The following is a 12449-nucleotide window of genomic DNA, read 5'->3' on the forward strand; positions in this document are numbered from 1 at the left end:
CGACCCGAAGGTTTCCCGCAGCCAAATGGCGACACGTCCAATTGTCAATCAGAGGTTGTCTTCGCCCATGAAATTTTATGTCCCACGGATGGTGCTCCTCGGCCTGTTCGCGTTTGCGGCAGTGGGCTCGGCATCAGCAACACAGATGAAGACTTCAAACCCTGTTTTTGCAACTGAAGTCGCAGCCGTTCAGGCTCCGGTCCAGGCTGCCGGAAACCCTTGGCCGAGCTTGGCCGGTATGGCTGGCAAGCAGCCTGGGCCGTTGCTTGCCCATGACGACCGATACTGGCATGACGGCCGTTGGCACGATCGTAGAGAAGATTGGCGCCGAGACAACTGGCGCAGAGAGCAAGAGCGCCGGGAAGCCGAACGCCGTCGTGATTGGGAGCGCCATCATGAGCACCGCTACGACGGCGATCACCGCTACTACCGTCGCTAGGGATAAATCCGCCGGCGGAAAACTTCAATGTGACCGCGGTCGCGGCGCCGGTAGTCAGGTGAGGGAGCCCAGTCAACACTCCAATCGATATCGTCCGGTGTAGAGTTGCTCCCGGACACATGATCCTTGTTTCAGTCGTGACTGAGCCCTTGCCGGTTATTGTTACTTCGGTTGCGCCACGGTGCGCAAATAGGGTTTCACCGTCTTGAAGCCTTGTGGGTACTTCTTCCTGGCCTCTTCGTCGGACACCGAAGTGGGAATGATGACGTCGTCACCCGGACGCCAGTTCACCGGGGTGGCGACGGTGTGCTTGGCGTTTAATTGCAGGGAATCGAGCAGGCGCAACACTTCATCGAAGTTGCGCCCGGCACTCATTGGGTAGATAAGCATCGCCTTGACTTTCTTGTCCGGGCCGACGATGAACACAGAACGCACCGTGGCGTTGTCCACGGCGGTGCGTGTGCCGCCAGAGGCATTCGGGTGAATCATGTCGTAGAGCTTCGCCACGACCAGGTTCTCGTCGCCGATCATCGGATAGTTGACCGCATGGCCCTGGGTTTCTTCGATGTCACCGAGCCAGGCCCGGTGGTCACTGACCGGGTCGACGCTGAGCCCGACGATCTTGGTGTTGCGCTTGTCGAACTCAGGCTTGAGTCCGGCCATGTAACCGAGTTCAGTGGTACATACCGGGGTGAAGTCCTTCGGATGCGAGAACAGAATGGCCCACTTGTCGCCAATCCACTCGTGGAAGTGGAGCGGGCCTTCGGTACTTTCGGCGGTGAAATCCGGTGCTTCATCACCAATGCGGATTGCCATGTTCGATCTCCTTACAGTGACGGGTAGGGAAGTTGTCAGAACCCTGACGGCGGGTCCAACGGCATTCGGTGCCTGCGTTGAGCGTGTCAACGCGAGTCAGTATAGGAGACGTATCAAGACATGCTGACGCGACGGCATGCCTCATGCGACGGCATCAGCCCACAGAGTCACAGGTAAGAAGTTTGGGTGGGGCAGGACGCTGGATAAGACCGCGGACTCAGGCCTTGCGTAACACGGGGGATATAAGATCGTTTGATCTGGGCGCAGAAGCTGACAGAGGGCAATCCCCGTCATATCTGGATGAGTATAAGGAAAATGGCAGGGGCGGCTGGATTCGAACCAACGCATGGCAGGATCAAAACCTGCTGCCTTACCGCTTGGCGACGCCCCTGTATCTGTTGCGATGAGTGCCGGGCACTCTCTTTCTGATTTTGCAGCTTGCTAGCAACATCGAGCTGTTGCTTTCTTTTGCTACAAGCCCTGTAAGGGCCCCTGCAAGAGTGCGCGGAAATTTATCAACTTTCGCTTCGCTTGGGAAGAGCCAAACAACACAAATTGTTTTGAAAACAGCTACTTGCTATTGATCGAGGCTAAGCACAACCCTCATCGTCGGGCCGTTCGTCAATTAGCTTGAAAACCCGGAAGGCAAGCAGATAGGCGCTCCCCCCGAGTTTTCGAGGACTTGGGCGACGGGGCGGACTATCAGCTTCATCCAGTAAGGGGGGAAGGTGAGGGATTCTTCGGTTACTGCAAGCGTTGAATTATTTTTGGCGTTTCTCTAACGATTTCGTCCATCAACGCTTGTGCGCTGTCGTGCTTGATCAGAGAAACGGATTGCCCCGCTGACAAAGAAACGAAGTCATCGTGACCTTGTATGAGTGCTTCTCTTCCGAGATTCCCCATGAACCAGGCCTGGACAGGATAAGGCGCAATGGTTGAGCGGCCGTGATTCATCTCGACAGTCATTCTGTTCGAAATGCTCCTCGCCAAGCGCCCGGTGAAGGCTTTCGTCAGCGTCGTAGATCCTGAATGACTCTCGCAAAGGGCTTTGCGATGAGGGGCGCTCGCCGCTGACTCTTTGCAGGCAAGAAACGCGGTCCCGATCTGAACGCCGTGAGCGCCCAAGGCCAGGGCTGCTGCCACGCCGCGTGCATCCGCTATGCCACCGGCAGCAATAACGGGGATCGCCACGTGGTCCACGACCTGGGGAATCAAGGTAAATATGCCCGTAAGCGATTCTTCAGCGGACCTGAGGAACGACCCTTTATGACCACCAGCTTCGAATCCTGACGCAACAATGCAATCGACGCCTGCATTTTTCAGTGCTTTGGCTTCCTGCACAGTGGTCGCAGTCCCCATCGTCAAAATGCCAAGTGACTTGCAGGCAGCAATAACGGCGGCAGGAGGAATGCCGAAAACAAAACTGAATACGGGTGGTTTAATCTCCAGCATGGCCTCTAACTGGGCGCCCACGTCCGGGATAAAACGCTCAGGCGTGGCCGGGACTTCCTTTCCAAGTTCGGCATAGTACGGACGCAAATGCTCGCGTACTTGATGAACGCCTTCGGGGCTTGATCCCGTCTCTTCGCCGTTAGACATCCAAAGGTTGATGGCAAACGGTTGACTCGTCGCACTACGAATCTGCCGTGCCACATCGATCATTTGCGCAGGTTCCAGTGTCTGCATACCAAACGACCCCAAGCCTCCGGCATTGGATACCGTACTGACCAGTTCAACGGACGAGGGACCACCACCAAAGGGACCTTGAATAATGGGAAACCTTATACCCAACAGTCGTGTTGCGGGCGTGTTGTACCACATCGATATCAACTCCGGTTACCGACGTATTCAGCATCGGGAAAGTTAATTTGGCTTGGACTATTTCTAATACGCGGACCTGTTCGGAGAGTCACCAGCGTAGAGGAAAACCGAGAAGCACTGATGTTTTGCTCACCCACTTTAGAGCCAATTAATAGCGATTTCTGGCCATTTCCGGTAACTGTCCGGCAACACAGCTTCCTGATCCCAACGCTTGAAACGATAGTGTCCACCGAGGCAGGTCGACACCGTCTTATAGACTTTTTGCGAACTGCTTTCATTCCGTAAAGCAGGCCATCGTCAAGGCCGACGGCGCGGTCCCTCTCGATACTATTCGTATCGAGGTAGCGCATTTCAAACCATTATTCTGGATTCGAGAAATATGGACACGATCGAGGCGCTGAGAGTCTTTGTCAGTATCGATGAAGCCGGCAGTCTGAGTGGTGCAGCACGCCAGCATTCGCTGGCAACCTCGACAGTCAGTGTTGCCTTGCAGCAGTTGGAGCAGAGCGCAGGGGTGCGGCTGATCACGAGGTCCACTCGGCGACTGAGTTTCACTCACGAGGGCCGACAATTCCTGTCTGAGGCAAGAAAGATCTTGGCCGTGTGGGACGCCTCACTTGAGGGCATTAAAGAGGGGCCGTTGACAGGACCCATTCGCTTCACGACCACTCAGGATTTTGGCAGCGAAGTGGTTGCTCCCTTGATCGACAGGTTTTTGGAGTTGCATCCCGGCATTCGTTTCGACCTGCTATTGGCCGAAGGCGTGCTTGATCTGGTTCAGAACCATCTGGACTTCGCACTACGTCACGGCCCCTTGTCCGATTCTTCGCTCAGGGCTCGACTACTGGTTTCAGGACGTCGAGTGATTTTCGCGGCTCCGGCCTATTGGGCCGCTCATGGCAAGCCGACTTGCCCTCAGGATTTGGCGCGTCACAACTGCTTAGTGATCTCGCGGCCAGACCGCTCATTTTCAACCTGGTCATTTACCGAGGGCGGGAAACGGCTCAGGGTGAAGGTGTCGGGGAACCGGATGGCCAACAATGGCGGAGTGCTCCGACAGTGGGCCATCAAAGGCTACGGTGTTGTCATAAGTCCGTTATGGAATATCCGCAAAGAACTGCAAGCCGGTGTGCTGTCGACTGCGCTGGAGGAGTTTCTTCCCGATGAGGCTAACCTGTATGCCGTTACCGCTGAAGGTGTGGCGAGTCGTCGGGTTACCGCGTTCCTCGACTTTCTCGCGCGGGAATTGGCAGGGTTTGCGTAGCCCGGCTTATTCCAATCCGTGGATTCCATTCATTTGGGAACACAAATCCATTTACTCGGTACCTTTTCTCACCTTCAAAACTGGTTTTATTTCTCGCAAATCGCGAAAGGTGATATCGATTTTCACCGGCTTATCGTCCCTCCAAAAACACCTGAGACTGTACCTCTTTAAATCGGGTTAGCTCGTAACCCTACTGAGGAACAGGATCATGCCAGTTACCGCCAAAGCCGCCGTTATCCACGGATACGGTGCCCCAGAAGCCCTGAAGTTTGAAGAGATCGAAATTGCCGAACCGGACGACGATCAAGTACTGGTGCGCAACACCGTAATCGGCGTGAATTTCGTTGATGTCTACTTCCGTCGTGGCACGCTGCCTGTACCGCAGTTCCCCATGATTGTCGGTGACGAGGCCGCTGGGATCGTCGAAGCCGTTGGCCGCAATGTCACCTCGGTCAAGGTCGGAGACCGAGTGATCTATGGCGATAGCCATGTCAACTTCGGCGCCTATGCCAGCAAAAAGCTGCACCTGGCCGATCGGGTGATGGTCATCCCTGAAGGCGTCACCGACGAGCAGGCTGCAGCCAGTTTTCTCAAGGGCCTGACCGCGCGTTATCTGGTGAAAGAGGTCGTGGCACTCAAGCCGGGCGACACCATTCTTTACCACGCGGCCGCTGGCGGCGTTGGGCAGATCTTCGTGCAGTGGGCCAAGTCATTGGGGCTGCGCGTGTTTGGCACGGTGTCCACTGACAGCAAGGCTCAAGTCGCGCGCGATGCGGGTTGCGATGAGGTCATCAACTACACCACGGAAGACTTCGTTGCCCGTGTTCTCGAGTTGACTGGCGGCGTAGGTGTGAACGCGGTATTCGATTCCGTGGGCAAGGACACCTTTCTCGGCTCACTGGCCGTACTCAAACCACGCGGTACGCTGGTGCAGTTTGGCAAGGCGTCTGGTTTCCCGGAACCGTTCGACCCTTTCTTGCTGATGCCAAAAGCACTGTACCTGACGTGGGCGATCTTGCCGCACTACACCTCGTCAGTGGAGGATTTCAAAACGGCTGCCGCCGACCTGCTGGGGGCCATTCAATCGGGCATCCTCAAAGTCGATCCGAGCCACGTCTATGCGTTCGAGCAGGTCGTGCAAGCGCACCAGGATCTTGAAGAACGACGCACGACCGGTGCTGTGGTGATGCGCGTTTAGCCGATCACGGATCACCCGCCAGTAACGATGTACAAACGACGCGGCAGCTCCTACTCAATCATGAGGCTGGCGCTACACCTTGAGTTATCTCCCAGAGGCGCCCATGAACACTGAATTGAACCAACTGATTTCGCTGGAAGCCATCAGAAATCTACGAGTCCTCTACTGCCACCATTTGGACAGTGGCCGGATCGACTCGCTCACCAGGCTGTTCACCGAAGATGGCATTCTCCAAGTGGATCGAGGCTGCTGGAGAGGTCGTGAAGAGATCCAGGCCGGCCTGTCTATAGCCTTCGCCGAGTACGACGTCGAACAGCGCGGCGCGTACCCGTTCGTTCACCTGGTTTCCAACCAGTGGGTTGAACTACTGGACGAAAACCGCGCCGAGGGACGCTGCCACATGCAGTTCTTGGCGACCGAACGAGCCGTCGAGGTAAACCCACTGATACTCATGGGCATCTATGCCGACGAGTACCGCCGGGTCGATGGTCAATGGCTGATCAGCCGCACACGCTTGGACGTCATCTGGCCAAAGCCCGACATCGCTGGTGGTGAACCCGGCGACGGCCTCGTGCTGCCGTCCTGACCGCCACCACGCTGTCTTTGTTATTTGGTGATTTACAGTCTGCACTGATCGCATTCAAAACAGTAACAGATTGAAAGAGACAACAAGCGCCAACGGCGAGAAACTGTTTGCGACCCGCCGTGAAGGCGCCGTAGATCCTGGAGCACTACTGTCACCCACCCCAAGGAGGCCGAAAAGGAAGGTTCAGATGAAACTTGCACTGGTTGTTTTTGATGGTGTCCAGGCGCTGGATGTAGCAGGTCCACTCGATGTCTTCGCGGAGGCGAATTCATTCCTGCCGGAAGGTCAGCGTTATGACGTCTCAATGGTCGGGGTTCGGCCAGGCAATGTACGGTGCTCGAACGGAATGGAAATTGCTGTTCCCTATCACTATCAAACCTATCCGGGCCATTGCGACCTTCTTCTCGTGGCCGGCGGTCCCCGAATGCCGGATGCACGGCCAGAGGAAGGTTTTCTGGATTGGCTTCGGAGTCAGGCGGACGGATCCCGACGATTTGGATCGGTGTGCAATGGCGCCTTTCTGTTAGGTCATGCCGGTTTGCTTGATGGACGCGAAGTCACCGCACACTGGAATGATGTTCAGCGGCTTGAAGATCAATTCCCTCTGACCCTCATCCGGCCTGACAAAATCTTTGTACGTGATGGAGACCTTTTCACCTCTGCTGGCGTATCGGCCGGCATTGATTTGTGCCTGTCTCTGGTCGCTGAAGACTGGGGTAATGAACTGGCGGTAACTGTCGCAAAACGCCTGGTTGTGTACATCCACAGAGAGGGAGGGCAGTCACAGTCGAGTCCATTCCTGGCCTTGCGCCCCGAAGAAGACTCCATCGTCACTACGGTGATGCGCTATGTGACAGCTCACATCGATGAAGCGTTCTCGATGGAGCAACTGGCGGATGCCGTGTCGGTGAGCCGTCGGACTTTTTCGAGAATTTTTGCCAAATACGCAGCTGTCACGCCTGCAGTTTTCGTTGAGCAGGTACGGGTTGACCACGCTCGAAAAATGCTTGAAGACACAGACGTCCCATTGAAAACGATTGCATTCAACTGTGGTTTTCATAACTCGACACAGATGCGCATGATTTTTTCACGACGTTTGAATACCACGCCAAAAGAATACCGGAGCAATTTCAGACGTACCGAGAAAAGCGCAAAGACAATAAACAGGAAAGTCTCGTCGGCGATCAAGCACACTACGAAAAAAATCGAGACAGCCTAGTCAATTCAATGGGCGGTTAAGGCAGTAGCAATTGCTGGCCGGTCATCATCCCTCTGCGGTGCTTGATACACAACGATGGCACCGGCGCTCGTTCACATCAAGTTTATAAAGCATCGTTTTTTAGCCAAATTCAATCACTTTTTGGTCAAGTGCAGGCGGGCCTTGCAAGGGCGGACGCTTGGCCAAAAATCGCCCTTTATTGGCCTTGAATCGCATCACCTATCGTCCTTCCAAAGTTATATTCCCGTTAGCATTGCCCTAACAATTCGAGGGCAGACAAAACACCTCCCCTTATATTTCGACGCACTTTCGATGGATGGAGTATGGACATCTGAAGGACCGGTAGACAGTCACAACAGCAGCCCCCTTATTGCCAGTTTAGCGATGGCAGAGAAACGAGGAGTCACGATGCAGAGCCCAAAAACTTCAGTCTTACATGGTGGGAACGCCTCCTATGTTGAAGAGCTGTATGAGCAGTTTCTCGGTGACTCCTCAGCCGTTTCAGATCAATGGCGTACCTATTTCGAGTCACTTCGGCTGCCCCTCGGAAATGGCGAACGTCACATAGACGACATCGCGCATGCGCCGATAGTCGAGCAATTTGTGCAGCTTGCACGACGTGTCGGGCGCAAAGCGTTGTCGGTTGCTGCTCCAGACCTGGAAGCGGCTCGTCGGCAATTGGCCGCTCAATCATTAATCGCGACCTTTCGAATGGTCGGCGCACGTCGGGCCGATCTTGATCCTCTGCGATGGGCTCCATTACCGGGCATGCCGGAACTGTCGCCGGTGTTTCATGGATTGGAAAGCAGCGACTTATCACAAAAAATCGAACTGCCAGGTAATCGATTCTGGAAAGGCGAAGCGTCTGTGGCTGATCTGGTATCCGCCTTGGAGGCAACGTACTGCGGAACGCTAGGCACAGAGTTCATGTACCTGAGCGACCCACTGCAACGCGATTGGTGGCAGAACCGTCTTGAGTCGACTCGATCAAAGCCGGTGCTCAGTTCCGAGAAAAAACTTCGCATTCTTGAGCGTCTTTCTGCAGCCGAAGGGTTCGAGAAATACCTGCATATCCGCTACACCGGTCAAAAACGATTTTCGTTGGAGGGCGGTGAATCCCTGATCGTCCTTCTCGATGAGCTCATCAGCCATGGTGCAAAAAATGGTGTGCGTAATGTTGTCATGGGCATGGCTCACCGCGGTCGTTTAAATGTTCTGGTGAACACGGTTGGCAAGCCACCGGCTTATCTCTTCGATGAGTTTGAAAACAAGGCGGCGAATGTTCTGCCGGCGGGTGACGTGAAGTACCACAAGGGATTCACCGGGAACATAGAGACGGAAAACGGTCCGGTGAAAGTCGCCTTGGCATTCAATCCTTCTCACCTGGAAATCGTTAACCCGGTTGTTCAAGGGATGGCTCGAGCGCAAAGCGAGCAGTATGAAGCCTCCCAGCGTGGCAACGTGCTGCCAGTGGAAATTCACGGCGATGCGGCCATTTCCGGGCAGGGTATCGTCATGGAAACGCTGAGCTTGAGTTACACCAAAGGCTATGGCACCGGCGGCACCGTACACATTGTGGTGAACAATCAGATTGGCTTTACCACGTCTGACCCGCAAGAAACCCGGTCGTCATTTTTCTGCACCGATATTGCAAAGATGATTGAAGCGCCGGTCTTGCACGTGAACGGGGATGACCCTGAGGCCGTTGTCAACGCGGTACAGCTCGCGCTGGATTACCGCAAGGCATTTGGCAAAAGCGTAGTCATTGACCTGGTCTGCTTCAGACGGCATGGCCATCAGGAACAAGACACCCCGGCTATTACCCAGCCGTTGATGTACCGCTCGGTTGCTGCCCATCCCGGCATACGTCAACTCTATGCCAATAAACTCGTCGCTTCGGGAGTGGTAACTAACGAGCAGGTGCTGTCCATTGCGCAGGCTTACCGTGACGGCCTGGAGAGTTCTCAGTCTGACGTTATAAAGGCAGCTGCGCAAAACGACACCATGGCCGTAGAGACGGCTCAACATTCCTCTCAGCACTCGGGACCTGACCCATACGCGGCGCCGACACTGGAGCACATTAAAGCGCTGGCTGCCCGTATCTCTGACTTGCCTGCAGATTTGAAACTGCACCCCCTCGTCTCCAAAGTCATCAAAGGCCGGCACGAGATGGCGATAGGTGAAAAGCCGCTTGATTGGGGGATGGGCGAGCACCTGGCTTTCGCATCGGTGTTGTCTGCCGGTCTCGATGTGAGGCTCAGTGGAGAGGATTGTGAGCGCGGTACTTTCAGCCATCGGCACGCCGTTTTGAATCCGCAGAATCGTGAAGTTCGTGGACACGGTAAATATCGGCCTCTGGATCATGTGGCCCCAGGGCAGCAAGGTAATTTCGCGGTCATCAACTCGGTCTTGTCCGAAGCTGCGGTCTTGGCCTTTGAGTACGGTTACACCATTGCTCGTCCTGACGCACTTGTACTGTGGGAAGCTCAATTCGGAGATTTTGCCAACGGCGCGCAGGTCGTCATCGACCAGTTCATTGCCGCCGGCGCGGTCAAATGGGGACAGCACAGCGCATTGACCCTGTTGTTGCCGCATGGCCAAGAGGGTCAGGGGCCGGAGCATGCTTCAGCCAGACTGGAGCGTTATCTGCAGCTATGCGCGCAAGACAACATGCGTGTCTGTCAGCCTACGACGCCGGTTCAGTTCTTCCACTTGCTGCGACGCCAGGCTTTGCATTCGGTACCCCGGCCATTGATTGTGATGACTCCGAAATCCTTGTTGAGGCATCCGGGTGCGGTGAGCGAGCTGAAGGAGTTCTCTGAGGGATCTTTTCAGGAGGTGATGGGAGAGCGGTTCACCACGCCTGCGCAAGATCAAAAGGTGACGCGTGTGATCGCCTGCTCCGGGAAGATTTACTATGAACTGTTGGCTCAGCGCCGTGCGGTCAATGCTGAACATATTGCCCTTGTCCGTTTGGAGCAGCTGTTTCCTTTTCCTTCCGAGGCGATGGCTAATGAACTCGGTCGTTACAAAAATTTGAAATCGGTGGTCTGGTGCCAGGAGGAAGCCCGTAATCAAGGTGCCTGGAAATTCGTCGATGATTATCTGCGTGAAATGATCCCAGAGTCGGCTTCGCTTCGTTACGCAGGGCCACCACCCGGTGCATCGACGGCGCCGGGCAATATGGCGATGCACGTTGAGCAACAACGCCTGGTCATGCAAAGCGCGTTCGCTTAGGAGACGACGTTGAACGGGTCAAGTATTCTGGACACTCGTTAAGGTTTTACGCAGCCAGCTTCTCCATGGCTACTGACGATCAATCATCGTTGTAGCTGTGGAGCCTGCGAATGGGCTGACATTCAAACCAGGCAGGAGTTGATCTATGCGCATCGCCTTGCTGTCCGATATCCACTTGTCCGTCAACGCGTTATCTTTTCCCGATGTGGAGGCCGATATTGTCGTCCTTGCGGGAGACATCTCCAGACCGGCTTCGGCTATTGAGTGGGCCAAATCATGTCCTGTTCCGATCGTGTACGTGGCCGGGAATCACGAGTTTTATGGCAGTGACCTGATCTCTACCTACGAGCACTTGAACAGGTTGTCGCAAGGCACGCAGATCCACGTATTGGAACGCTCGGAGTATGTCCACAACGGTGTGCGGTTTTTGGGTTGCACCCTGTGGTCTGACTATCGTCTTTTCGATTCGGCAGAGGATCGGGCATTCGGTATTGATCTGGCGACGAAGGTTATACGCGACTTCACCCATATAAGAATTTCGCCCGATTTTCCTGACCTGTTCAGCCCGGCAATTGCCCAACTGATTTTTTTACAGACAGTCGCCTGGCTGGAAGACTGCTTCGCCAGCAACAGCAGCATTCCCACGGTGGTGATTTCCCATTTCGCCCCCACACGGTTGAGCATAAGCCCGCTTTTTCGGCGTTCACCGATTAACGCGAGCTTTGTTTCAGACCTCGAAGACCGGATCAAAGACTGGCAGCCGGCACTTTGGCTGCATGGCCATAGCCATGGGAGCGTTGACTACCGGGTGGGCAATACCCGCGTCATTTGCAACGCCCGGGGCTATGCAAAAGATGGCATCAATGAAAATCCCGATTTCAATGGCTCATACGTGATTGACCTGGATAGTTGAGGCAACACGCGGTGCATCAATTGCGCGATGGTCCACGGGGTTGGTTACGGGGACGGTGCCATATTCATTCTAGGCGTCATTGTGCCCTTGGCGCCGGAGTACAACATGGGTGGCTTTCTGCGACGCAACGAACTGAACGCATTCGTATCCTAGAGCGCGCATGTCAATACCCTCGAACAGTCGCTCGCCACCGCCCAGCAGGACCGGCGAGATAGCGACGTGCAGCTCATCGATGAGGCCCGCACGAAGATATTGCTGGATAGTGTCAGGTCCGCCGCCAATGCGCACATCCATTCCGTTGGCTGCGTCGCGCGCCCGGTCAAGCGCCTCGTGAATACCGCCCGTGACGAAGTAGAATGTCGTTCCGCCTTCCATCTGGATGGGCGGGCGCGCGTGATGAGTCAAGATGAACGTTGGAACGTGATAGGGCGGGTTGTCCCCCCACCAGCCTTTCCAGTTCATGTCGGGCCAGGAACCGCGAATCGGTCCGAACATGTTTCTTCCGAGAATCCAGGTGCCAACATTCTTGAAGCCCCGCGCAGCGAAGTCGTCATCGATCCCCGTTGTGCCACCATCGGCGCCAAATAGCGTCCGTTGGAACGTGCGTGTTGGGACTAACCACTGGTGCAAATCTGTCCCGCCCACGCCGAGCGGATGACTCATGTCCTGATTCGGACCCGCTCCGTATCCGTCAAGCGAGATAGTAAAACCCTCAACTCGGACGCGTGTCATTTTCATGCCTTCCTTATCGATTGACGCCTAACTATCTATTTCGACAGCGATTCTGCTGTATAGCAGCCCGTAGAAAAAATCACGGAGAACGGCTCCCGGTTTGTTTTTGCATGAATCGCATGCCAATTTTCACCCCGCTAAATTGGGATGAAAAGCAGCAGGCCTCCGCAACATGGCATAAGCATAGTTGAGGAGGGCCTGGATGGTAGTAGAGCACGCAGGCG

The 12449-nt window shown here is 55.1% G+C and carries 10 protein-coding genes and 1 tRNA gene; 7 read left to right on the forward strand and 4 right to left on the reverse strand.

Going from position 1 to position 12449, the window contains the following annotated elements; all coding sequences use genetic code 11:
- Positions 1–67 precede the first annotated feature (67 nt).
- A complete protein-coding gene (locus AC1RKH_RS02210) occupies positions 68–439 on the forward strand; it encodes a hypothetical protein (RefSeq protein ID WP_493060920.1) in 372 nt (123 codons plus the stop codon).
- Positions 440–601: 162 nt separating this feature from the next.
- Here AC1RKH_RS02210 and AC1RKH_RS02215 read toward each other — a convergent pair whose 3' ends face one another.
- The 3 genes from AC1RKH_RS02215 to AC1RKH_RS02225 all read right to left on the reverse strand — a co-directional run bounded on the left by AC1RKH_RS02215 (position 602) and on the right by AC1RKH_RS02225 (position 3076).
- Positions 602–1255 (reverse strand): peroxiredoxin, encoded by a 654-nt coding sequence (locus AC1RKH_RS02215; RefSeq protein ID WP_123424354.1) that lies wholly within the window; start codon positions 1253–1255, stop codon positions 602–604.
- A gap of 316 nt (positions 1256–1571) precedes the next feature.
- Positions 1572–1646 (reverse strand) — tRNA-Gln (locus AC1RKH_RS02220).
- 353 nt (positions 1647–1999) lie between these two features.
- Positions 2000–3076, reverse strand: a complete 1077-nt coding sequence (locus AC1RKH_RS02225) for an NAD(P)H-dependent flavin oxidoreductase (protein ID WP_493060921.1) — start codon at positions 3074–3076, stop codon at positions 2000–2002.
- 379 nt (positions 3077–3455) lie between these two features.
- Here AC1RKH_RS02225 and AC1RKH_RS02230 point away from each other — a divergent pair, with 379 nt between their 5' ends.
- From AC1RKH_RS02230 to AC1RKH_RS02255, 6 genes are all read left to right on the forward strand, one after another.
- Positions 3456–4340 (forward strand): LysR family transcriptional regulator, encoded by an 885-nt coding sequence (locus AC1RKH_RS02230; protein ID WP_493060922.1) that lies wholly within the window; start codon positions 3456–3458, stop codon positions 4338–4340.
- Between the two features lie 208 nt (positions 4341–4548).
- Positions 4549–5538, forward strand: a complete 990-nt coding sequence (locus AC1RKH_RS02235) for a quinone oxidoreductase family protein (RefSeq protein ID WP_493060923.1) — start codon at positions 4549–4551, stop codon at positions 5536–5538.
- A gap of 103 nt (positions 5539–5641) precedes the next feature.
- A complete protein-coding gene (locus AC1RKH_RS02240; RefSeq protein ID WP_493060924.1) occupies positions 5642–6124 on the forward strand; it encodes a nuclear transport factor 2 family protein in 483 nt (160 codons plus the stop codon).
- Between the two features lie 187 nt (positions 6125–6311).
- A complete protein-coding gene (locus tag AC1RKH_RS02245; RefSeq protein ID WP_493060925.1) occupies positions 6312–7343 on the forward strand; it encodes a GlxA family transcriptional regulator in 1032 nt (343 codons plus the stop codon).
- A 408-nt stretch (positions 7344–7751) separates the two neighbouring features.
- Positions 7752–10580 (forward strand): 2-oxoglutarate dehydrogenase E1 component, encoded by a 2829-nt coding sequence (locus AC1RKH_RS02250; protein WP_493061370.1) that lies wholly within the window; start codon positions 7752–7754, stop codon positions 10578–10580.
- 145 nt (positions 10581–10725) lie between these two features.
- Positions 10726–11493 (forward strand): metallophosphoesterase, encoded by a 768-nt coding sequence (locus AC1RKH_RS02255; RefSeq protein ID WP_493060926.1) that lies wholly within the window; start codon positions 10726–10728, stop codon positions 11491–11493.
- Positions 11494–11562: 69 nt separating this feature from the next.
- On the opposite strand, the gene AC1RKH_RS02260 is transcribed toward AC1RKH_RS02255, so the two are convergent.
- Complete coding sequence (locus AC1RKH_RS02260) at positions 11563–12231, reverse strand: dihydrofolate reductase family protein (protein ID WP_493060927.1); 669 nt, start codon at positions 12229–12231, stop codon at positions 11563–11565.
- Positions 12232–12449: the final 218 nt, after the last annotated feature.

The sequence above is a fragment of the Pseudomonas sp. GW822-FHT06B12 genome, from assembly GCF_058799675.1.

Coding starts and splice junctions, on each gene's coding strand:
- AC1RKH_RS02210 (WP_493060920.1), top strand. CDS start 68: ATGAAATTTTATGTCCCACGGATGGTGCTCCTCGGCCTGTTCGCGTTT.
- AC1RKH_RS02215 (WP_123424354.1), bottom strand. CDS start 1,255: ATGGCAATCCGCATTGGTGATGAAGCACCGGATTTCACCGCCGAAAGT.
- AC1RKH_RS02225 (WP_493060921.1), bottom strand. CDS start 3,076: ATGTGGTACAACACGCCCGCAACACGACTGTTGGGTATAAGGTTTCCC.
- AC1RKH_RS02230 (WP_493060922.1), top strand. CDS start 3,456: ATGGACACGATCGAGGCGCTGAGAGTCTTTGTCAGTATCGATGAAGCC.
- AC1RKH_RS02235 (WP_493060923.1), top strand. CDS start 4,549: ATGCCAGTTACCGCCAAAGCCGCCGTTATCCACGGATACGGTGCCCCA.
- AC1RKH_RS02240 (WP_493060924.1), top strand. CDS start 5,642: ATGAACACTGAATTGAACCAACTGATTTCGCTGGAAGCCATCAGAAAT.
- AC1RKH_RS02245 (WP_493060925.1), top strand. CDS start 6,312: ATGAAACTTGCACTGGTTGTTTTTGATGGTGTCCAGGCGCTGGATGTA.
- AC1RKH_RS02250 (WP_493061370.1), top strand. CDS start 7,752: ATGCAGAGCCCAAAAACTTCAGTCTTACATGGTGGGAACGCCTCCTAT.
- AC1RKH_RS02255 (WP_493060926.1), top strand. CDS start 10,726: ATGCGCATCGCCTTGCTGTCCGATATCCACTTGTCCGTCAACGCGTTA.
- AC1RKH_RS02260 (WP_493060927.1), bottom strand. CDS start 12,231: ATGAAAATGACACGCGTCCGAGTTGAGGGTTTTACTATCTCGCTTGAC.